Annotated in this window: 19 protein-coding genes; 18 read left to right on the top strand and 1 reads right to left on the bottom strand. The window is 71.5% G+C overall.

From position 1 onward, the window contains the following. Window positions 1-81: 81 nt before the first annotated feature. From GA0070214_RS09090 to GA0070214_RS09005, 18 genes are all read left to right on the top strand, one after another. Window positions 82-792, top strand: a complete 711-nt coding sequence (locus GA0070214_RS09090) for a demethylmenaquinone methyltransferase (RefSeq protein WP_091261246.1) — start codon at window positions 82-84, stop codon at window positions 790-792. A 72-nt stretch (window positions 793-864) separates the two neighbouring features. Next, entirely contained in the window at window positions 865-1083 is a 219-nt protein-coding gene (locus GA0070214_RS09085; protein ID WP_091261244.1) for a hypothetical protein, read from the top strand. 134 nt (window positions 1084-1217) lie between these two features. Then, window positions 1218-2492, top strand: a complete 1275-nt coding sequence (locus GA0070214_RS09080; protein ID WP_091261242.1) for a geranylgeranyl reductase family protein — start codon at window positions 1218-1220, stop codon at window positions 2490-2492. Between the two features lie 122 nt (window positions 2493-2614). Next, a complete protein-coding gene (locus GA0070214_RS09075) occupies window positions 2615-2980 on the top strand; it encodes an NADH-quinone oxidoreductase subunit A (RefSeq protein ID WP_073834101.1) in 366 nt (121 codons plus the stop codon). Between the two features lie 14 nt (window positions 2981-2994). After that, the gene (locus tag GA0070214_RS09070) at window positions 2995-3672 is read left to right on the top strand and encodes a NuoB/complex I 20 kDa subunit family protein (protein ID WP_091261240.1); all 678 of its coding nucleotides are present in this window, start codon (window positions 2995-2997) and stop codon (window positions 3670-3672) included. A 55-nt stretch (window positions 3673-3727) separates the two neighbouring features. Beyond that, window positions 3728-4465, top strand: a complete 738-nt coding sequence (locus GA0070214_RS09065) for an NADH-quinone oxidoreductase subunit C (protein ID WP_091261237.1) — start codon at window positions 3728-3730, stop codon at window positions 4463-4465. Then, complete coding sequence (locus tag GA0070214_RS09060; RefSeq protein WP_091261235.1) at window positions 4462-5787, top strand: NADH-quinone oxidoreductase subunit D; 1326 nt, start codon at window positions 4462-4464, stop codon at window positions 5785-5787. Before GA0070214_RS09065 ends, GA0070214_RS09060 begins: the two co-directional genes overlap by 4 nt. Continuing rightward, window positions 5784-6881, top strand: a complete 1098-nt coding sequence (gene nuoE / locus GA0070214_RS09055; protein WP_091261233.1) for an NADH-quinone oxidoreductase subunit NuoE — start codon at window positions 5784-5786, stop codon at window positions 6879-6881. The genes GA0070214_RS09060 and nuoE overlap by 4 nt, the downstream gene beginning before the upstream one ends. Further along, complete coding sequence (gene nuoF / locus GA0070214_RS09050) at window positions 6878-8194, top strand: NADH-quinone oxidoreductase subunit NuoF (protein ID WP_091261231.1); 1317 nt, start codon at window positions 6878-6880, stop codon at window positions 8192-8194. The genes nuoE and nuoF overlap by 4 nt, the downstream gene beginning before the upstream one ends. Then, complete coding sequence (locus tag GA0070214_RS09045) at window positions 8194-10674, top strand: NADH-quinone oxidoreductase subunit G (protein WP_091261229.1); 2481 nt, start codon at window positions 8194-8196, stop codon at window positions 10672-10674. The genes nuoF and GA0070214_RS09045 overlap by 1 nt, the downstream gene beginning before the upstream one ends. Next, window positions 10671-12023: an NADH-quinone oxidoreductase subunit NuoH gene (nuoH, locus tag GA0070214_RS09040; RefSeq protein ID WP_091261227.1), complete on the top strand. Its 1353-nt coding sequence runs from the start codon at window positions 10671-10673 to the stop codon at window positions 12021-12023. Before GA0070214_RS09045 ends, nuoH begins: the two co-directional genes overlap by 4 nt. 1 nt (window position 12024) lies before the next feature. Next, window positions 12025-12666 (top strand): NADH-quinone oxidoreductase subunit NuoI, encoded by a 642-nt coding sequence (nuoI, locus tag GA0070214_RS09035; RefSeq protein ID WP_091261226.1) that lies wholly within the window; start codon window positions 12025-12027, stop codon window positions 12664-12666. Further along, the gene (locus tag GA0070214_RS09030; protein ID WP_091261224.1) at window positions 12663-13433 is read left to right on the top strand and encodes an NADH-quinone oxidoreductase subunit J; all 771 of its coding nucleotides are present in this window, start codon (window positions 12663-12665) and stop codon (window positions 13431-13433) included. Before nuoI ends, GA0070214_RS09030 begins: the two co-directional genes overlap by 4 nt. Then, window positions 13430-13729: an NADH-quinone oxidoreductase subunit NuoK gene (gene nuoK, locus GA0070214_RS09025; RefSeq protein ID WP_073834091.1), complete on the top strand. Its 300-nt coding sequence runs from the start codon at window positions 13430-13432 to the stop codon at window positions 13727-13729. Before GA0070214_RS09030 ends, nuoK begins: the two co-directional genes overlap by 4 nt. Window positions 13730-13739: 10 nt before the next feature. Then, window positions 13740-15665 (top strand): NADH-quinone oxidoreductase subunit L, encoded by a 1926-nt coding sequence (gene nuoL / locus GA0070214_RS09020; RefSeq protein ID WP_091261512.1) that lies wholly within the window; start codon window positions 13740-13742, stop codon window positions 15663-15665. A 64-nt stretch (window positions 15666-15729) separates the two neighbouring features. Then, entirely contained in the window at window positions 15730-17262 is a 1533-nt protein-coding gene (locus GA0070214_RS09015; RefSeq protein ID WP_091261222.1) for an NADH-quinone oxidoreductase subunit M, read from the top strand. Beyond that, window positions 17259-18812, top strand: a complete 1554-nt coding sequence (gene nuoN / locus GA0070214_RS09010) for an NADH-quinone oxidoreductase subunit NuoN (protein WP_091261220.1) — start codon at window positions 17259-17261, stop codon at window positions 18810-18812. The genes GA0070214_RS09015 and nuoN overlap by 4 nt, the downstream gene beginning before the upstream one ends. Before the next feature lie 87 nt (window positions 18813-18899). Beyond that, window positions 18900-19982, top strand: coding sequence for a polyprenyl synthetase family protein (locus GA0070214_RS09005; RefSeq protein ID WP_091261218.1), 1083 nt, complete (start codon window positions 18900-18902; stop codon window positions 19980-19982). A gap of 112 nt (window positions 19983-20094) precedes the next feature. Here GA0070214_RS09005 and GA0070214_RS09000 read toward each other — a convergent pair whose 3' ends face one another. Then, window positions 20095-21273 carry an MFS transporter gene (locus GA0070214_RS09000; RefSeq protein WP_091261217.1) on the bottom strand — a complete coding sequence of 393 codons (1179 nt, stop codon included), beginning with the start codon at window positions 21271-21273 and terminating at the stop codon, window positions 20095-20097. Window positions 21274-21276 lie beyond the last annotated feature (3 nt).

Here is a 21276-nt window from a genome sequence, read left to right as displayed (position 1 = left end):
GACGGGGCGGGGTGGGTGACCACCCCGCCCTTCCGCGTACCCGGAAGGAGCCGGGCACGGGCCGGCTGGCAGAGTGGAGGGGTGAGCCGTACCCCCCAGGGCCAGCGCGCCAGCCTGGACAAGCAGCCGCACGAGGTCGCCGCGATGTTCGACGGCGTGGCCGCCCGCTACGACCTGACCAACACGGTGCTCTCCTTCGGGCAGGACCGGTTCTGGCGGCGGGCCACCCGGGCGGCGCTGGGGCTGCGGCCCGGCGAGCGGGTGCTGGACGTGGGCGCCGGCACCGGCGTCTCGACCGAGGAACTGGCCCACTCCGGGGCGTACGCGGTGGGCGCCGACCTGTCGCTCGGGATGCTGCACGCCGGCAAGCGCACCCGCCCCGGGGTGCCGTTGCTGGCCGGGGACGCGCTGCGGCTGCCCTTCGCCGACGCCAGCTTCGACGCGGTCACCATCTCCTTCGCGCTGCGCAACGTCAACGACACCGACGCGGCGCTGCGCGAGCTGGCACGGGTCACCCGGCCGGGCGGCCGGCTCGTGGTCTGCGAGTTCAGCACCCCGGTCAACCCGGCGTTCCGCACGGTCTACCTGTCGTACCTCATGCGGTCGCTGCCGGCGGTGGCGCGCACGGTGTCGAGCAACCCCGACGCCTACGTCTACCTCGCCGAGTCGATCCGGGCCTGGCCGGACCAGGCGGCGCTGGCCGCGCGGATCGGCACGGCCGGCTGGGGCCGGGTCGCCTGGCGCAACCTGACCGGCGGCGTCGTGGCGCTGCACCGCGCGATCCGGGACTGACGCAGCCGCCGCAAATGCGGCCTTTTCGTGAATATCCGTTTTAGGTCTACTTTGTCCCGTAAGCTCGCCCCCATGACGGGACCGGACCAGGCCACCACCGACGACGACGCGGCCGAACTGATCGCCCAGCTCCGGGAGCTGGCCGGCGCGGATCCCGCCGACGTCCGTCAGGTGGTCGCCGAGGTGCTGGCCGCGCTCGACCGTGCGGCCGGCGGCGCGCTGCGCGACCACCTACCGGAGGCGATCCGGCTCGACGCCGGGCTGGGACCGGCCACCGCCGCCCGATCCTGAGCGCTCGCCCGGACTCCCGCCGGCCGGATTCCGCGAGTTAGGCCCCCCTCAGCGCATACAGGTGTAACGCCGGTCATAGACTCCAACCCGATCGGCTTGTGAAGCATTTCACGAGCATGCGGGAGGAGGCGCGGATGACCGCGGTGGAGAACGACGCCGACGTCATCGTCGTGGGCGCCGGTCCCGGAGGATCGGCGACGGCGTACCACCTGGCGCGGCACGGCGTACGCGTGCTGCTGCTGGAGAAGACCGAGTTTCCCCGGGAGAAGGTCTGCGGCGACGGGCTCACGCCCCGGGCCGTGCGGCAGCTCATCCGTATGGGCGTGGACACCTCGCCCGAGGCCGGCTGGCTGCACAACAAGGGCCTCCGGGTGATCGGCGGCGGGGTACGCCTGGAACTGGACTGGCCCGACCTGGCCAGCTTCCCCAACTACGGCCTGGTCCGGACCCGGCTCGACTTCGACGACCTGCTCGCGCAGCGGGCCGTCGCCGCCGGGGCGAAGCTGCGGACCAGCGTCAACGTGCTGGCGCCGGTGCTCGACGCCGACGACCGGGTGATCGGGGTGCAGGCCGAGGTGGGCCCGGACAAGGAGCCGGCCACCTTCCACGCGCCGCTCGTGGTCGCCGCCGACGGCGTCTCCGGCCGCTTCCCGCTCGCCCTCGGGCTGGCCAAGCGGGAGGACCGGCCGATCGGCGTTGCGGTCCGCCGCTACTACCGCTCGCCCGCCAAGCACGACGACGACTACCTGGAGTCGTGGCTGGAGCTGCGGGCCAAGGGCAGCGAGGCGCTGCTGCCCGGCTACGGCTGGATCTTCGGCCTCGGCGACGGCCGGGTGAACGTCGGCCTGGGCGTGCTCAACTCATCCGCCGCCTTCGGCAAGACGAACTACCGGCGGCTGCTCACCGACTGGCTGGCCAACACCCCCGAGGACTGGGGGATGACCGACGAGGCCAACGCGGAGGGGCCGATCCTCGGCGCCGCGCTGCCCATGGGCTTCAACCGCGTCCCGCACTACACCCGCGGGGTGCTGCTGGTCGGCGACTCCGGCGGCATGGTCAACCCGTTCAACGGCGAGGGCATCGCGTACGCCATGGAGTCCGGCGAACTGGCCGCCGAGGTCGCGGTGCAGGCGCTCGCCCGGCCGGCCGGCGCGGAGCGGGAGCGGGCGCTGCTGGCGTACCCGCAGGAGCTGAAGGCCCGCTTCGGCGGCTACTACCGGCTCGGCGGGATCTTCGTGAAGCTCATCGGCCGGCCCGAGGTCATGCGGATGGCCACCAAGCACGGCATGCCGCACCCGATGCTGATGCGCTTCGTGCTCAAGCTGCTGGCCAACCTCACCGACCCCCGCGGCGGGGACGCCATGGACCGGGTCATCAACGCGATGACGAGGGTGGCTCCCGCCGTGTAGACCACCGGTCCCGGGCCCCGGGACCGACAAAGATCGACCCCCGCCGCCGAGGTCGTGAGGGACGTGAATAGTGTGATTTTCGCCAACGACCGAGGTCAGGGAAGGACGAGCAGGAGACAACGATGACGCTCTCTCCTTACGCACCGATCATCGGGCTGTTCGCCCTCGCCGCGGGGTTCGCGCTGTTCTCCGTGGCCGCCGCCCGATTCGCCGGCCCCCGGCGTCTGAACAAGGCCAAGCTCGAGGCGTACGAGTGCGGCATCGAACCGAGCCCGCAGCCGGTCGGCGGCGGCCGGTTCCCGATCAAGTTCTACCTGACGGCGATGCTCTTCATCGTCTTCGACATCGAGATCATCTTCCTCTACCCCTGGGCGGTCTCCTTCGACGCCCTGCCGATCTTCGGCTTCGTGGAGATGGTCCTGTTCATCGTCGCGGTCTTCGTCGCCTACGCCTACGTCTGGCGGCGCGGCGGCCTGGACTGGGACTGAGGGAGGTACGTCAGATGGGCATCGAGGAGAAGCTCCCGGCCGGCGTCCTGCTCACCTCCGTGGAGAAGCTGGTCAACTGGTCGCGGAAGTCGTCCGTCTGGGGCGCCACCTTCGGCCTGGCCTGCTGCGCCATCGAGATGATGGCGGCCGGTGGTCCGCACTACGACATGGGCCGCTGGGGCATGGAGGTCTTCCGGGCCTCGCCGCGGCAGGCGGACCTCATGATCGTGGCCGGCCGGGTGAGCCAGAAGATGGCCCCGGTCCTGCGCCAGATCTACGACCAGATGGCCGAGCCTCGCTGGGTCATCTCGATGGGCGTCTGCGCCAGCAGCGGCGGCATGTTCAACAACTACGCCATCGTGCAGGGCGTCGACCACATCGTGCCGGTCGACATGTACCTCCCCGGTTGCCCGCCCCGGCCCGAGATGCTCATCGACGCGGTCCTCAAGCTCCGCGAGAAGATCATGTACGAGCCGCTGGGCGCGAACGGCCGCAAGATGCTGGAGGCCCGCAAGGAGCGCGGCGACGTGCCCGTGGTGCCGTACGGCTCGATGCCGTCGTCGTACCGCAACGACAAGGCCCGGCGCGCCGAGTGGACGAAGGCGGTCCGCGAGGGGCGCGAGGAGCAGCTGCGGATCGAGAACTGGATGAAGGCGCAGAACCACCTCCAGTCGCAGGGGGGCCCCAAGTGAGCGCGAGGAGTGCAGCGAAGCGGAGCCCCGCAGTCGCGAACGGAGGGCAGGCGCAGTGACGGCACCGAACGACAAGAACAACGACGGCGGCGTGCCGGTCCCGACCACCCCGGCCGGCGCCAGCAGCACCGCCCCGGCGGAGTACCCGCCGGCCAGCCCGGCCGGGCGCGGCATGTTCGGCAACCAGGGCACCGGCGACGTCTCGGGCTTCGGCGGCCTGGTCCGCCAGCGCAAGCCGATCGAGGAGGCCACCCGGCCGTACGGGGGCTACTTCGACGAGGTCCGGGACGCGCTGGAGGAGGCCTACCCCCAGTTCGGCGACGCGATCGAGAAGGTCGTGGTCGACCGGGGCGAGCTGACCCTGCACGTCCGCCCGGAGCGGATCGCCGAGGTCTGCCAGGTGATGCGCGACGACCTGGCGCTCCGCTTCGAGCTGTGCTCCTCGGTGTCCGGCGTGGACTACCTGGGCGCGGACGGGCGCCGGCTGCACGTGGTCTACCAGCTCACCTCGATGACCTACCGGCGCCGGGTCCGGCTGGAGGCCGCGGTCTCCGCCGAGGACCCGCACCTGCCGAGCGTCACCGCCGTCTACCCGACCGCCGACTGGCAGGAGCGGGAGACGTACGACATGTTCGGCATCGTCTTCGACGGCCACCCCAACCTGACCCGGATCCTCATGCCGGACGACTGGGAGGGGCACCCGCAGCGCAAGGACTACCCGCTGGGCGGCGTCCCGGTGGAGTACAAGGGCGCCGAGATCCCGCCGCCGGACCGGAGGAGGTCCTACCAGTGACGACGTCGAACTACGCGACCGAGCGCGAGACCACCGAGGGCAAGGTCTTCACCGTCACCGGTGGGGACTGGGACCAGGTCGTCTCCGGCACCGACCCGATCAACGACGAGCGGATCGTCGTCAACATGGGTCCGCAGCACCCGTCCACGCACGGTGTGCTCCGGCTGATCCTGGAGCTGGAGGGCGAGACGGTCCGCGAGGCCCGCTCGGTCATCGGCTACCTGCACACCGGCATCGAGAAGAACCTCGAATACCGGAACTGGGTCCAGGGCTCGACCTTCGTGACCCGGATGGACTACCTCTCCCCGCTGTTCAACGAGACGGCGTACGCGCTCGCGGTGGAGAAGCTGCTCGGCATCACCGACGAGGTCACCGAGCGGGCCACCACCATCCGGGTGCTCATGATGGAGCTCAACCGGATCTCGTCGCACCTGGTCTGGCTGGCCACCACCGGCATGGAGCTGGGCGCGATCAACATGATGTTGTACGGCTTCCGCGAGCGGGAGTACATCCTCGACATCTTCGAGACGATCACCGGCCTGCGCATGAACCACGCGTACGTGCGGCCGGGCGGCGTGGCGCAGGACGTGCCGGACGACGCGATCGTCAAGATCCGCGACTTCCTGAAGCTGATGCCGAAGAAGCTCAAGGAGTACGAGGACCTGCTCTCCGGCCAGCCGATCTGGATCGAGCGCACCAAGAACGTGGCCGTGCTCGACGTGACCGCCTGCCTCGCGCTGGGCGTGACCGGCCCGGTGCTCCGCTCCGCCGGTCTCGCCTGGGACCTGCGCAAGACCATGCCGTACTGCGGTTACGAGACGTACGAGTTCGACGTGCCGACGCACACCGACGGCGACGTCTGGGGCCGCTACCTGGTCCGGCTGGCCGAGATCCGCGAGTCGCTGAAGCTGGTCGAGCAGGCCCTCGACCGGCTCAAGCCGGGGCCGGTGATGGTCGCCGACCGCAAGATCGCCTGGCCGGCGCAGCTCGCCATCGGCGTCGACGGCATGGGCAACTCGCTGGAGCACGTCGCCAAGATCATGGGTCAGTCGATGGAGTCGCTGATCCACCACTTCAAGCTCGTCACCGAGGGCTTCCGGGTCCCGCCGGGCCAGGTGTACGTCGCCGTCGAGTCGCCCCGCGGCGAACTGGGCGTGCACGCGGTGTCCGACGGCGGCACCCGGCCCTACCGGGTGCACTACCGGGAGCCGAGCTTCGTCAACCTCCAGGCCCTCCCGGCGATGGCCGAGGGCGGCCTGATCGCCGACGTGATCGCCGGTGGCGCCTCGCTGGACCCCGTGATGGGTGGTTGTGACCGATGACCGTTTTCACTGAAGAGACCCGGGAGCGGGCGCGGGAGATCATCGCCCGGTACCCGGCGGACCGGTCCCGCTCGGCCCTGCTGCCGCTGCTGCACCTGGTCCAGGCCGAGGAGGGGTACGTCTCCCCGGCCGGGGTCGAGTTCTGCGCCGAGGTGCTCGGCCTGAACAAGGCCCAGGTCGGCGCGGTCGCCACCTTCTACACGATGTACAAGCGCAAGCCGACCGGCGACTACCTGGTCAGCGTCTGCACCAACACCATGTGCAACGTGCTCGGCGGCCAGGAGGTCTACGACACCCTCGCCGAGCACCTGGGCGTCGGCCACGACGAGACCACCGCGGACGGGAAGATCACGCTGGAGCACGCCGAGTGCCTGGCGGCGTGCGACTACGGCCCGGTCATGACGGTCAACTACGACTTCTTCGACAACGTCGACCCGCAGGGCGCGCTCGGCGTGGTGGAGGAGCTGCGGGCCGGCGGACGGCCGATGCCGACCCGGGGCGCCCGGCTCTGCACGCTCAAGGAGATGGCCGTCCAGCTCGCCGGTTTCGCCGACGAGCGGGACGGCGCGGTGGCCGACGGCGGGCCGGGCGAGGCGACCCTGCGCGGCCTGCGTCTCGCCGAGCAGCACGGCATCTCGGTGCCGGGCTTCGACCCGAACACCCCGATCCGCAGCAAGGCCGAGGCCGACACGGCCGCCGCCGAGGCGAAGGCCAAGGCCGAGGCCGCGAAGCCGGCCCCGGCCCCCGAGCCGGTGAAGCCCGCGGCGGCCACCGGCAGCACCGCGCCGGACGTGAAGGCGCCCGACGACAAGTCGCCGCAGGTGCGTACCGCCGAGACCCGGCAGCCGGACGCGCGCACCGCCGTGCCGGACGCCCCGGGCACCAGGGTCCCGGCGGACGGCGCGCCGCCGGCGCCGCGTGACGCGCAGGCTGCGGAGGCCGCCGGTGCGGCGGCCAACCCGCCGGCCGGTGACGGCAAGCCCGCCGGCGACGAGGCCGGGGCGCAGCAGCGCAACCTCAAGGAAGCGGAGGCCGGGGCGGGCGCCAACGGCGCGGGCCCGGCGGTCGCGAGCGAAACGGGGGTCCAGAAGTGACCGCTCCTCGGCCGGAGACGCTGGCCAAGCTGACGCCGGTGCTCACCAAGCGCTGGCTGTCGCCGGACGCCTGGCGGATCGGCACCTACGAGAAGCTGGACGGCTACGCCGCCCTGCGCAAGGCGCTCAAGGCGCACCCGGACGACCTGATCCAGCTGATCAAGGACTCCGGCCTGCGTGGTCGTGGTGGCGCGGGCTTCCCGACCGGTCTCAAGTGGGGCTTCATCCCCCAGGGCGACGGCAAGCCGCACTACCTGGTGGTGAACGCCGACGAGGGCGAGCCGGGCACCTGCAAGGACCTGCCGCTCATGACCCACGACCCGCACTCGCTGGTCGAGGGCGTCATCATCGCCTCGTACGCGATCCGCGCCAACCGGGCGTACATCTACATCCGCGGCGAGGCCGTGCACGCCGCCCGCCGCCTGCGCAACGCCGTGCGGGAGGCGTACGCCAAGGGTTACCTCGGCCGGAACATCCAGGGCAGCGGCTTCGACCTCGACCTCGTGGTGCACTCCGGCGCCGGGGCGTACATCTGCGGCGAGGAGACCGCGCTGCTGGACTCGCTGGAGGGCTTCCGGGGCCAGCCCCGGCTGCGCCCGCCGTTCCCGGCGACCCACGGCCTGTACGCCAGCCCGACCGTGGTCAACAACGTGGGCACCATCGCGAGCGTGCCGTACATCGTGCTGGGCGGCGCCGACTGGTGGAAGACGATGGGCACGGAGAAGTCGTCCGGTCCGATGATCTACTCGCTCTCCGGCCGGATCGCCAACCCGGGCCAGTTCGAGTGCTCGATGGGGATCACCCTGCGCGAGCTGATCGAGCTGGCCGGCGGCATGCAGCCCGGGCACAACCTGAAGTTCTGGACCCCGGGCGGCTCGTCGACGCCGCTGCTCACGGCCGAGCACCTGGACGTGCCGCTGGACTTCGAGGGGGTAGCGGCGGCCGGCTCGATCCTGGGCACCACGGCCACGCAGATCTTCTCCGACCAGGACTGCCCGGTGTACGCGACCTACCGGTGGCTGGAGTTCTACCACCACGAGTCGTGCGGCAAGTGCACCCCGTGCCGCGAGGGCAACTACTGGATGGTCCGGGTCTACCGGCGGATCCTCGCCGGCCAGGGCACCCACGAGGACCTGGACACCCTGCTCGACACCTGCGACAACATCCTCGGCCGTTCGTTCTGCGGCCTGGGTGACGGTGCGACCAGTTCGGTGACCTCGTCGCTGAAGTACTTCAAGCAGGACTACCTCGACTACATCGAGGGACGTACCGCGCCGAAGCTCTCCGAGAAGCAGCTGGTGGGAGCCCACTGATGACCGACGTAGCCAAGCAGACCGAGACCGTCACCCTGACCATCGACGGCGTCCAGGTCACCGCGCCCAAGGGGGCGCTGCTGATCCGGGTCGCCGAGCAGTTGGGCACCGAGATCCCGCGGTTCTGCGACCACCCGCTGCTGGCCCCGGCCGGCGCCTGCCGGCAGTGCCTGGTGGAGGTGGAGGGCCAGCGCAAGCCGGTCGCCTCCTGCACCCAGACCGTTGCCGACGGCATGGTGGTGCGGACCCAGCTCACCTCGCCGGTCGCCAAGAAGGCCCAGGAGGGGGTGATGGAGCTGCTGCTCCTCAACCACCCCCTGGACTGCCCGATGTGCGACAAGGGCGGCGAGTGCCCGCTGCAGAACCAGGCCATGTCCACCGGCCGCACGGACTCCCGGTTCCACGAGCACAAGCGGGAGTACCCGAAGCCGCTGCCGATCAGCACCCAGGTGCTGCTCGACCGCGAGCGCTGCGTGCTCTGCCAGCGCTGCACCCGGTTCTCCGAGGAGATCGCCGGCGACAAGTTCATCGACCTGATGGGCCGGTCGTCCGCCGAGGAGATCAACATCTACCGGGACGACGCCTATGGCGAGCAGGGCGACGAGGGCGACGTCCCCTTCAACTCCTACTTCTCCGGCAACACCGTGCAGATCTGCCCGGTGGGCGCGCTGACCGGCTCGCAGTACCGGTTCCGCGCCCGCCCGTTCGACCTGGTCTCCACCCCCAGTGCCTGCGAGCACTGCGCGGCCGGCTGCGCCCAGCGCACCGACTGGCGGCGGGGCAAGGTGCTGCGCCGGCTGGCCGGCGACGACCCGGCGGTGAACGAGGAGTGGAACTGCGACAAGGGCCGCTGGGGCTTCCAGTACGCCCGCGCCTTCGACCGGCTCACCACCCCGCTGGTGCGGGACGAGCGGACCGGCGAGCTGCGTGAGGCGTCCTGGAGCGAGGCGCTGACCCGGGCCGCCGACGGGCTGCGCGCCGCCCGGGACGGCGGGCAGGGCACGGCGGTGCTGACCGGTGGCCGGCTCACCGTCGAGGACGCCTACGCCTACGCGAAGTTCGCGCGGGTCGGGCTGCACACCAACGACATCGACTTCCGGGCCCGCCCGGTCTCCCGCGAGGAGGCCGACTTCCTGGCCAGCAGCGTCGCCGGGGTCACCGACGTGACCTACGCGGACGTGGAGAACGCGCCCGCGGTGGTGCTGGTCGGCCTGGAGCCGGAGGAGGAGTGCCCGATCCTCTTCCTGCGGCTGCGCAAGGCGTACCTGAAGAAGAAGCTCACGGTGTACGCGCTCGCGCCGTTCGCGACGCGCGGCCTGGAGAAGCTCGGGGCCAAGCTGGCCCGGGTCGTGCCGGGCGAGGAGGCCAGCGTGCTGGCCGACCACGCCACGGTGGCCGAGGCCCTGAGCCAGCCGGGTGCCGTCCTGATCGTCGGCGAGCGGCTCGGCGCGGTGCCCGGCGGCCTGTCCGCCGCGGCGGACGTGGCCCGGCGTACCGGCGCCAGGCTGGCCTGGGTGCCGCGGCGCGCGGGCGACCGCGGCGCCGTCGACGCGGGCTGCCTGCCCAACCTGCTCCCCGGCGGCCGCGTGGTCACCGAGCCGGCCGCCCGCGCCGAGCTGGGCGAGGCGTGGGACATCCCGGCCGGGGTGATCCCGAGCCAGGCCGGGCGGGACACCGACGGCATCCTCACGGCCGCGGCCAACGGTCAGGTCGGCGCCCTCGTGGTGGCCGGCGTCGACCCGGCCGACCTGGCCGACCCGCGCCTGGCCGAGCAGGCCCTGGACGCGGTGCCGTTCCTGGTCAGCCTGGAGCTGCGGATGAGCGCGGTGGCCCGCCGGGCCGACGTGGTCTTCCCGGTCGCTCCGGTGGTCGAGAAGGCCGGCAGCTTCCTGGACTGGGAGGGCCGGCTGCGCACCTTCGAGAAGGTGCTGGACACCGGTGCGATGACCGACGGCCGGGTGCTCGACGCCATCGCCGCGCAGCTCGACGTGCGGCTCGGCACGGGCGACGTGCAGAGCGTCCGCCGCGAGCTGGGCGCGCTTCCGCCGACCCGGGTGGACCGGCCGTCCGCCCCGTCGGTCGAGCCGGCCGCCGTGCCGCAGCCCGGCGCCGGGGAGGCCGTGCTGGCGACCTGGCACCAGCTCCTCGACCTGGGCAGCCTCACCGACGGCGACGAGCACCTCGCCGGCACCGCCCGCCCGCCGGTGGTCCGGCTGGGCAAGGGCACGGCCGAGGCGCTCGGCGTCGCCGACGGCGACCCGGTGACCGTCGGCACCGACCGCGGCGCGGTCACCCTGCCGACCGCGATCACCGAGATGCCGGACGGTGTCGTCTGGTTGCCGACCAACTCGCCCGGCTCGACCGTCCGGCGCAGCCTCGGCGCGGCGTCCGGCGAGGTCGTCAAGGTCTCGGCCGCGGCGGTCGCCGCGGACGCGGCCGGCCGTCCGGGTCCGCTCCTCAACACCGGGAGTGTCCAGTGAACCTCTACCTCGCGGCGCAGGACCCGACGCTGGCCGACTTCGGCAAGGACCCGTGGTGGCTCGTCCTTGGCAAGATCGTCTTCGCGTTCGTGTTCGGCCTGCTGGCCACGCTGCTCGGCGTCTGGTTCGAGCGCCGGGTGGTCGGCCGCATGGCCGTCCGGCCCGGCCCCAACCAGGTCGGCCCGTTCGGCCTGCTGCAGACCCTGGCGGACGGCCTGAAGATGGCGTTCAAGGAGGACATCCTCCCGCGCGCCGCCGACAAGGTGGTCTTCTTCTTCGCGCCGACCATCTCGGTGATCTGCGCGGTCACCGCGCTGTCGGTGGTGCCGTTCGGCCCGAAGGTGAGCATCTTCGGCCACTGGACGCCGCTGCAGGTCACCGACGTGTCGGTGGCGGTGCTGGTGATCCTGGCCTGCTCCTCGATGGGCATCTACGGCATCGTGCTCGGCGGCTGGGCCTCGGGCTCGACGTACCCGCTGCTCGGCGGTCTCCGGTCCAGCGCCCAGATGATCTCGTACGAGGTCGCCATGGGGCTGAGCATCGTCGCGGTGTTCATGACCGCCGGCACGATGTCGACCAGCGGGATCGTCGCCGCGCAGGGGGACGCCACCCAGCTCACCATCGCCGGCCAGCAGATCCCGGCCCCCGGCTGGTACGCGATCCTGCTGCTGCCCAGCTTCGTCATCTTCTTCATCGCCATGGTCGGTGAGACCAACCGGGCGCCGTTCGACCTGCCCGAGGCGGAGTCGGAGCTGGTCGCGGGCTTCATGACCGAGTACAGCTCGCTGAAGTTCGCGCTCTTCATGCTCTCCGAGTACGTCTCGATGGTGACCATGTCCGCGGTCACCACCACGCTGTTCCTCGGCGGTTGGCGGGCACCCTGGCCGATCACGCTCTGGGCGGGCGCCAACTCGGGTTGGTGGCCGATGCTCTGGTTCTTCGGCAAGGTCATCGCCCTGGTCTTCGTGTTCGTCTGGCTGCGGGGCACCCTGCCCCGGCTCCGCTACGACCAGTTCATGCGCTTCGGTTGGAAGGTCCTGCTGCCGATCAACCTGGTCTGGATCCTGGTGCTGAGCGGCCTCCGCTCGATCGAGGACTGGCAGACCAAGGACCGGCTGCTCTGGACCGCCGTCGGTGCGGGCGTGCTGCTGCTGGCCACGCTCTTCTGGCCGAGCCGGAAGAAGGCGCCGAAGCCGCCGCTGCAGGAGCAGGTGAACAGCCGTCCGCACGGCAGCTTCCCGCTGCCGCCGATGGATCTTCAGGTTCCGCCGAGCCCGCGTACCAAGCGCGTGGTCGCCGAGCGGGAGCCGGCCAACGTCGTCGCCGGCTCGGAGTCAGGGGAGGTGTGACGTGGGCGCGATCACCGGAACGTTCAAGGGCTTCGGGGTCACCTTCTCGCACATGTTCAAGAAGGTCGTCACGACCGACTACCCGTTCAAGCCGCCGGTCTCGGCGCCGCGCTACCACGGGCGGCACATCCTCAACCGGCACCCGGACGGGCTGGAGAAGTGCATCGGCTGCGAGCTGTGCGCCTGGGCCTGCCCGGCGGACGCGATCTACGTGGAGGGTGGCGACAACACCGAGGAGCAGCGCTTCTCCCCGGGTGAGCGGTACGCCAGCGTCTACCAGATCAACTACGCCCGGTGCATCTTCTGCGGGCTCTGCATCGAGGCCTGCCCGACCCGCTCGCTCACCATGAGCAACGAGTACGAGCTGGCCCGGGACAACCGGCAGGACCTGATCTTCACGAAGGAGCAGCTGCTCGCGCCGCTGCTGCCGGGCATGGAGCAGCCGCCGCACCCGATGCGGCTGGGCGACAGCGAGAAGGACTACTACGTCGGCGGGCTGACCAATCCGGGCACCTCCGCGGGCGCCGAGCACTCGCCGATGGGCCCGGGCCGGTACCAGGTGGAGGAGCACCCCGGCGTGACCTTCCCCGGCGCCGAGCAGGCCGCGCAGCGGGCCGAGGCGGGCAAGGGAGCAGGGGCATGACCACGCAGACGGTGCTCGCCGCGGCGGGCCAGGTGTCCGGGGGTGAGCAGGTCACCTTCTGGATCCTCGCCCCGCTGGCCCTGATCGGGGCCATCGGCATGGTCTGGGCGCGCAACGCCGTGCACTCGGCCCTCTGGCTGGTGCTGACCATGCTCTGCCTGGGCGTGTTCTACGTCCTCCAGGCCGGGCCGTTCATCGGCATGGTGCAGATCATCGTCTACACCGGCGCGATCATGATGCTGTTCCTGTTCGTGCTGATGCTGGTCGGCCGGGACGCCTCCGACTCGCTCATCGAGACGCTGCGCGGCCAGCGGGTCGCCGCCGTGGTGCTCGGGCTCGGGTTCGCCGGCCTGGTCGGCTCCGGGCTCTACCGGGCGCTGGAGGGCGTGCAGGCCGCCGGCCTCGACCAGGCGAACGCCGAGGGCAACGTGCAGGGCATCGCCCGGCTGCTCTTCACCAAGTACGTCTTCGCCTTCGAGCTGACCTCCGCGCTGCTCATCACGGCCGCGGTGGGCGCGATGGTGCTGGCGCACGTGGAGCGGCGCAAGGAGGACCGGATGGACCAGGTCGCCACCATGAAGGCCCGGTTCCGTCCCGGCAACTACCCCGGCCCGAAGCCCGGTCCGGGTGTCTTCGCCACGTCGTCCTCGGTGGCCACCCCGGCCCGCCTGCCCGACGGCCGGCTGACCGACCGCAGCATCCCGGAGATCATGCCGGTGCGGGAGCTCACCGCCGAGGAGACAACTTTGAAGGGGACGGAGAAGTGACCCCGGACTACTACCTGATCCTCGCGGCGGTGCTGTTCACCATCGGCGCCGTCGGCGTGCTGATCCGGCGCAACGCGATCGTGCTGTTCATGTGCGTCGAGCTGATGCTCAACGCGGCCAACCTGACGCTGGTCACGTTCAGCCGCATCAACGGCGACCTGAACGGCCAGATCATGGCGTTCTTCGTGATGGTGGTGGCGGCGGCCGAGGTCGTGGTCGGGCTCGCCATCATCATGTCGATCTTCCGAACCCGGCGCTCGGCGAGCGTCGACGACGCCAACCTGCTGAAGTACTGAGGGGCTCGTGGTGGAAGAGACTGTGGAATTCGCCCAGGCCAGCGGCCTCTTGGGCAGTGTCTGGCTGCTGGTGGCCATCCCGCTGGTGAGCGCGGCGATCCTGCTGCTGCTCGGCAAGCGGGCGGACCGCTGGGGCCACTGGCTGGGCGTGGCGGCCATCGGCGCCGCATTCGTGCTCGGCCTGACCTACTTCTTCCAGCTCCGCGGCCTTGCGAACAAGCAGGTCGAGCAGAGCCTCTGGCAGTTCATCACGGTCGGCGACCTCAAGGTGGACTTCGGTCTGCTCTTCGACCCGCTGGCCGCGGTCTTCGTACTGCTGATCACCGGGGTGGGCTTCCTGATCCACCTCTACGCGGTCGAGTACATGGCGCACGACGAGGGCCGGCGGCGGTTCTTCGGGTACTTCAACCTGTTCGTCGCCGCCATGCTGCTGCTGGTGCTGGGCAACAACTACGTGATGCTCTACTTCGGCTGGGAGGGCGTCGGTCTGGCGTCGTACCTGCTGATCTCCTTCTGGTACGGCCGGCCCAGCGCGGCCACCGCCGGCAAGAAGGCGTTCCTCATGAACCGGGTCGGCGACGCCGGCCTGGCCATCGGCATCTTCGTCATGTTCGCCATGCTCGGCACCACCCAGTACGACGAGGTCTTCAACGGGGTCGGCTCGCTGACCTCGACCACGGTGCTGGTGCTCGGCCTGCTGCTGCTGCTCGGCGCGACCGGCAAGTCCGGCCAGTTCCCGCTCCAGGCGTGGCTGCCGGACGCCATGGAGGGCCCGACCCCGGTCTCCGCACTCATCCACGCGGCCACCATGGTCACCGCGGGCGTCTACCTGATCGCCCGCTCCAACCCGATCTTCTCGGCCGACCACACCCTCCAGCTCGTGGTGGTCAGCGTCGGCGCCGTCACCCTGCTCATGGGTTGCGTCATCGGCGCGGCCAAGGACGACATCAAGCGGGTGCTGGCCTGGTCCACGGTGAGCCAGATCGGCTACATGTTCCTCGGCGTCGGCCTGGGCGGCGCGGCGTACGCGCTGGCCATCGTGCACCTGCTGGCGCACGGCTTCTTCAAGGCCAACATGTTCCTCGGCGCCGGCTCGGTCATGCACGGCATGAACGACCAGGTGGACATCCGCCGCTTCGGCAACCTGTCGAAGTACATGAAGGTCACCTGGCTGACCTTCATGATGGGCTGGCTCGCCATCATCGGCATGTTCCCGTTCTCCGGCTTCTTCTCCAAGGAGCCGATCATCGTGGCCGCGTTCGAGCGGGAGGGCTGGACGGCCTGGCTCTTCGGGCTGGCCGCGCTGCTCGGCGCCGGGCTCACCGCGTTCTACATGACCCGGCTCTTCGTGCTGACCTTCCACGGCCCGAAGCGGTGGACCGAGGACATCGAGCACCCGCACGAGTCGCCGAAGCTGATGACCATCCCGCTGATCCTGCTGGCGATCGGCTCGGTCGGTGCGGGCTTCCTGCTCGCCACGTCCGTGCCGGACTGGCTGGAGGCGACGGCCGGCCTGGGTGGCCAGGAGGAGGGCCACGAGGCCGTCCTCGCGCACTGGCTGATCACCACGCTCTCGCTGCTGGTGACCGTGCTCGGCGCCGGGCTGGCCTGGTTCCTGTTCCGCAACGGCACGGCCACCGAGCCGCAGCCGGCCGGCGTGCTGGTCACCGCGGCCCGCAAGAACCTCTACACGGACACCGTCAACGAGGCGGTCTTCGAGAAGCCGGGCATCTTCCTCACCCGGGCGCTGGTCTTCCTCGACAACCGGGGCGTCGACGGGCTGGTCAACGGCCTCGCCGCCGCGGTGGGCGGTGGGTCGGGCCGGCTCCGGCGGCTGCAGACCGGTTTCGTGCGGTCGTACGCGACCTCGATCCTGACCGGCGCGCTGCTCGTGGTGGCGGCGTTCCTGGCGGTGCAGGCGGGGTGGCTGGCGTGATCGACCTCAACGCGGCCGCCCCCGCCGGCGGGCCACGCAGTCACGACGGAGGTAAGGCCGAATAATGTCCAACTTCCCGTTCCTCTCGGTGCTGACCGTGGCACCGCTGGTCGGCGCCCTGATCGTGGCCCTGCTGCCGCGGCGCAACCCGGACCTGGCCAAGCTGGTGGCGTTCGGTTGGTCGCTGCTGGTGCTGGTGCTGTCGGTGGTCATGTGGATCGCCTTCCAGGCCGACGGTGACCGGTTCCAGTTCCGCGAGTCCTACGCGTGGATCCCGAACTGGGGCGTCAACTTCACCTTCGAGGTGGACGGCATCGCGCTGGTCATGCTGATGCTGATCGCGATCCTGGTGCCGCTGGTGATCCTGGCGTCCTGGCACGACGCCGAGTCGTCCAAGCGCTCGGTGCCGGTCTACTTCGCGCTGCTGCTCATCCTCGAGTGCACGATGATCGGCGTCTTCGCGGCCGCCGACGTCTTCCTGTTCTACGTGTTCTTCGAGGTCATGCTGGTGCCGATGTACTTCCTCATCGGCAGCTACGGCGGCCACCAGCGGCAGTACGCGGCGGTCAAGTTCTTCCTCTACTCCCTGGTCGGCGGCCTGTTCATGCTGGCCGCGGTGATCGGTCTCTGGGTGGTCGGCGGGAAGACCTTCGACTGGCAGGCGCTCAGCCAGGCCGAGTTCGCCACCGACACGGCCCGCTGGCTGTTCCTCGGCTTCTTCCTCGCGTTCGCGATCAAGGCGCCGTTCTTCCCGTTCCACACCTGGCTGCCGGACGCCGGTGGCGCGGCCCCGGCCGGCGCCGCGGCGCTGCTGGTCGGCGTGCTGGACAAGGTCGGCACCTTCGGGATCCTGCGGTACTGCCTGCCGCTGTTCCCCGAGGCGTCGCGGTGGTTCGCCCCGTGGGCGCTGGCGCTCGGCGTGATCGGCATCATCTACGCCGCGCTGCTGGCGGTCGGGCAGAACGACCTCAAGCGGCTGGTGTCCTACACCTCGATCGCGCACTTCGGCTTCATCGGGGTCGGCATCTTCGCCTTCACCACCCAGGCCGGCACGGGCGCGGTGCTCTACATGCTCAACCACGGCCTGGCCACCGGCCTGCTCTTCCTCGTGGTGGGCATGCTCATCGCCCGCCGCGGCTCGGCGCTGATCAGCGACTTCGGCGGTGCGGGCAAGCTGGTGCCGGTGCTCGCGGGCGTGCTCTTCTTCGCCGGTCTCGCCTCGCTGGCGCTGCCCGGCACCGCGCCGTTCGTCTCCGAGTTCCTGGTGCTGATCGGCACGTTCACCACGAACAAGCCGGTCGCGGTGATCGCCACGCTCGGCATCATCCTGGCCGCGGCGTACGTGCTGTGGATGGTGCAGCGCACCACCCAGGGCACCCTCAACCCGGCCCTGACCGAGGTCGACGGCATGCGCCGCGACCTCAGCCTGCGCGAGAAGATCGTGGTCGCTCCGCTGATCGCGCTGATCGTGCTGCTCGGCTTCTATCCCAAGCCGGTCACCGATGTCATCAACCCCGCCGTCCAGGCGACCATGCAGGACGTCGGCAAGACCGATCCCGCCCCTGAGATCGGCAGCGTCCAGGAGGCTGCGAAGTGAGTGAACTGAAGCTGCCGTCGATCGACTACGCGGCGCTCGCTCCCATCCTGATCATGCTGGGCGCCGCCCTGGTCGGCGTCCTCGTCGAGGCGTTCGTGCCGCGCCGCCTGCGCAACGCGGTGCAGCTCGCGCTCGCCCTGGTCGCCGTGCTCGTCGCGCTGACCATGGTGATCCTGAACGCCGACGACCGGCTGATCACCGCCGGCCAGGCCATCGCGGTGGACGGGCCGACGCTCTTCCTCCAGGGCGCCATCCTGATCCTGGCCGCCATGGCGCTGCTGCTCGTCGGCGAGCGCACGGTGGAGCGGGGCGGGGCCTTCGTGGCCCAGGCCGCGGTCACCGCCGAGTCCGCCGACGACCGGCGGCAGGCCGACGGGATGGGCGGCACCACCGAGGTGTACCCGCTGGTCACCTTCGCGATCGGCGGCATGCTGATCTTCGTGGCGGCGAACGACCTGCTGACCATGTTCATCGCGCTCGAGGTCTTCTCGCTGCCGCTCTACCTGCTCTGCGCGCTGGCCCGCCGCCGGCGGCTGCTGAGCCAGGAGGCCGCGCTGAAGTACTTCATGCTCGGCGCGTACGCCTCGGCGTTCTTCCTGTTCGGCGTGGCCCTGATCTACGGCTTCACAGCCGGGATCCCGGGCCGGGGCGCGGGCGTCGACTTCGCCACCGTCCACGCCGCCGTGGCCGAGTCCTCGTCCAGCCCGGTGCTGCTGTTCGCCGGCATGGCGCTGCTCGCCATCGGCCTGCTCTTCAAGGCCGCGGCCGCCCCGTTCCACGTCTGGACCCCGGACGTCTACCAGGGCGCGCCGACCCCGGTGACCGGCTTCATGGCCGCCTGCACCAAGGTCGCCGCGTTCGGCGCCCTGCTGCGGGTCTTCCACGTCGCCTTCGCCGGCGCCTCCTGGGACTTCACCCCGGTCCTCGGCGCGGTGGCGGTGCTGACCATGCTGGTCGGCGCGGTGCTGGCCGTCACCCAGACGGACATCAAGCGGCTGCTCGCGTACTCGTCGATCGCGAACGCGGGCTACCTGCTGGTGGGCGTGCTGGCACCCAGCAAGGAGGGGCTGTCCGGCACGATGTTCTACCTGGTCGCGTACGGCTTCTCGGTGCTCGCCGCGTTCGCCGTGGTGACCCTGGTCCGGGACGCCGACGGGGAGGCCACCCACCTGTCCCGCTGGGCCGGGCTGGGCCGCCGGTCGCCGTTCTTCGCGGCGATCTTCACGTTCATCCTGCTGGCCTTCGCCGGTATCCCGCTCACCAGCGGGTTCACCAGTAAGTTCGCCGTCTTCGCCCCGGCGCTGGACGCGAACCAGGCCTGGCTGGTGATCGCGGGCGTGCTGACCAGCATGGTGCTGGCCTTCCCGTACCTGCGGGTCGTGGTGATGATGTGGCTCTCCGAGCCGGGCGACGCCACCCCGACGGTCACCGTGCCGGGGGCGCTCACCTCGGCCGCCCTGGTCATCGGCGTGCTCGCCACGCTGGTCCTGGGTGTCGCCCCGGCGCCCCTGCTCGACCTGGCCAACGGTGCCGCCGAATTCGTGCGATGACCGAGGTTCCACCCGGGGGCCGGTACGCCGTGGCGTGCCGGCCCCCGGTCCGTATCCCCCTCGCTGGGCAGGTCGAACGGGTGTGGCATGGTTGATGGCGTGGTGATTCCGGCTGGCGAGCGTTCAGGTGCCACCGGGCCGGGCGGTCGTCCGGGCCCGGAGGCCACGGGTCAGTTCGGCGCGCTCGGCCTGCACCTCGCCGACCCGCGCGTCGAGGCGTCCGTGCTCGGCCTCCTGGAGCGGGTCGAGGTCGACCTGCGGGCCAACGTGGCCAGCGCGGACCCGCTCGTCAGCGAGGCGGCGCGGCACCTGGTCGAGGCCGGCGGCAAGCGGTTCCGCCCGCTGCTGGTGGCGCTGGGCGCCCAGTTCGGCGATCCGGACGCCGCGCAGGTCGTACCCGCCGCCGTGGTGATGGAGCTCACCCACCTGGCGACGCTCTACCACGACGACGTCATGGACGAGGCGGCCGTGCGCCGGGGCGCCCCGAGCGCCAACTCCCGCTGGACCAACTCCGTGGCCATCCTGGTCGGCGACTACCTGTTCGCCCGGGCCGCGGACATCGCGGCCGACCTGGGCCCGGAGGCCGTACGCCTCCAGGCGCGCACCTTCGCCCGGCTGGTGCACGGGCAGATCGCCGAGACCGTCGGTGCGCGCGGCGCCGACCCGGTGGCGCACTACCTGCACGTCATCGCCGAGAAGACCGGCTCGCTGATCGCCACCTCGGCCCGCTTCGGCGGCATGTTCAGCGGGGCGTCCTCCGAGCACGTCGAGGCGCTGGCCGGCTACGGCGAGATCATCGGGGTGGCCTTCCAGCTCTCCGACGACCTGCTGGACATCGCCAGCGAGTCGGGGCAGTCGGGCAAGACGCCCGGCACCGACCTGCGCGAGGGCGTGCCGACCCTGCCGGTGCTCTACGCGCTGGCCTCCGACGACTCCGACGCGGCCAGCGTCCGGCTCCGGGAGATCCTGGCCACCGGCCCGCTGGTCGACGACGCCCTGCACGCCGAGGCCCTCGGCCTGCTCCGGGAGTCCCCGGCGCTGAAGCGGGCCCGGGAGACCGTCCGCAGCTATGCGGAGGACGCCCGCGCCCGCCTCGCCCCGCTCCCCGAGGGCCCGGCCCGCCGCGCCCTCGAATCCCTCTGCGACTACATCGCCGACCGCACCAACTGAGCCGGGCCCCCGGCCCGGATCGGCCGGCTGATCATGAAGTTGACGGCGATGTCGATCTCCTGAACTGCCGTCAACCTCATGATCGGCGCGCGGAGAAGGGTGGGGGTCGCCGTCAGGCGCGGGACAGCAGCCGGCTGCCGGTGAGCATGAACAGGGCGGCGAGGAGCATGGCGGCCGCCGCGGTGAGCCACATCGCCGGGTAGCCGGCCGCGTCGGCGAGCGTGCCCAGGCCGAGCGGGCCGAGGCAGCCGCCCGCGTACACCCCGGTCTGGGTGATCGAGGTGGCGGCGGCCGGGGCCTGCGGGTGGAGCCGGACCACGGCGAAGTTCATCAGCCCGGGCCACGCCCAGCCGAGACCGAAGCCGAGCACCACGCCGGCGACCAGCGGCACCGGACCGGCCACCGCGAGCAGGGCCAGCCCCACGGCGCCCACGACCAGCATCCCGGCGATCAGCGCGACGTGCCCGGCCGCCCGGCGGTCGGCCAGCCAGCCGGTGCCCACCCGGGCCACCACGCAGACCGCGCTGCCCAGGGTGAGGGTGAGCCCGGCGAGCGCCGGGGACAGCCCCCGGCCGGCGGCCGAGTCGACCACGAAGGTGCCCAGCGCGTTCGCCGCGGCCGCCGCCAGGGTGGCCGCCACGCCGACCACGACCAGCGCCGTCGTGGCCCGGCCCGCCCGGCCGGCGGCGGCGCGCCGGACCCGGTCCCGCTCGGCCGGGGGTACGGCGGGCAGCGCGGCCAGCGCCGCGAGGGCGGCCACCACGAACGCCCAGCGCCAGCCGGCGGTCAGCGCGATGGTCGGCACCGCCGCGCCGGCCAGCAGGGTGGAGACCGGGATGGCGGCCTGCTTGACCCCGAACGAGAGCCCCTGCCGGTGGGCGGGCACGTGGCGGGCCAGTGCGGCGTTGCTGGCGAGCTGGCCGAGGGCGTTGGCGGCGGCACTGAGCGCGAGCAGCGCCACCAGCACCGGGTACGACCGGGCCAGCCCGGCCACGGCCAGCAGCGAGCCGGCGGAGAGCAGGATGCCGGCGCGGGCCACGACGGCTGGCCCGTACCGCTCGACCAGGGCGCCGGAGGGCACCGAGGCGAGGGCGCTGACGCCGAAGTAGACCGATACGGCCAGGCCGAGCCCGGCCGGGGTGAAGTGGAGGTCGTCGCCCATCTGCACGGCGAGGCCGCCGAGCAGGAAGACGGGCAGGACGCAGGCGATCGTGGTGGCGATCGCGCCCGCGTTGATCCGGAGGGTACGCCGGGACGCGGGCGGGGCGGGGTGCGGCGCGGTCTCAATCATGTC

This window comes from Micromonospora chaiyaphumensis (genome assembly GCF_900091435.1).
In the GTDB taxonomy this organism is placed as follows: Bacteria; Actinomycetota; Actinomycetes; order Mycobacteriales; family Micromonosporaceae; genus Micromonospora; species Micromonospora chaiyaphumensis.
Note: the sequence above shows the minus strand (reverse complement) of the source record. Positions and strands in the feature narration are given on the sequence as shown.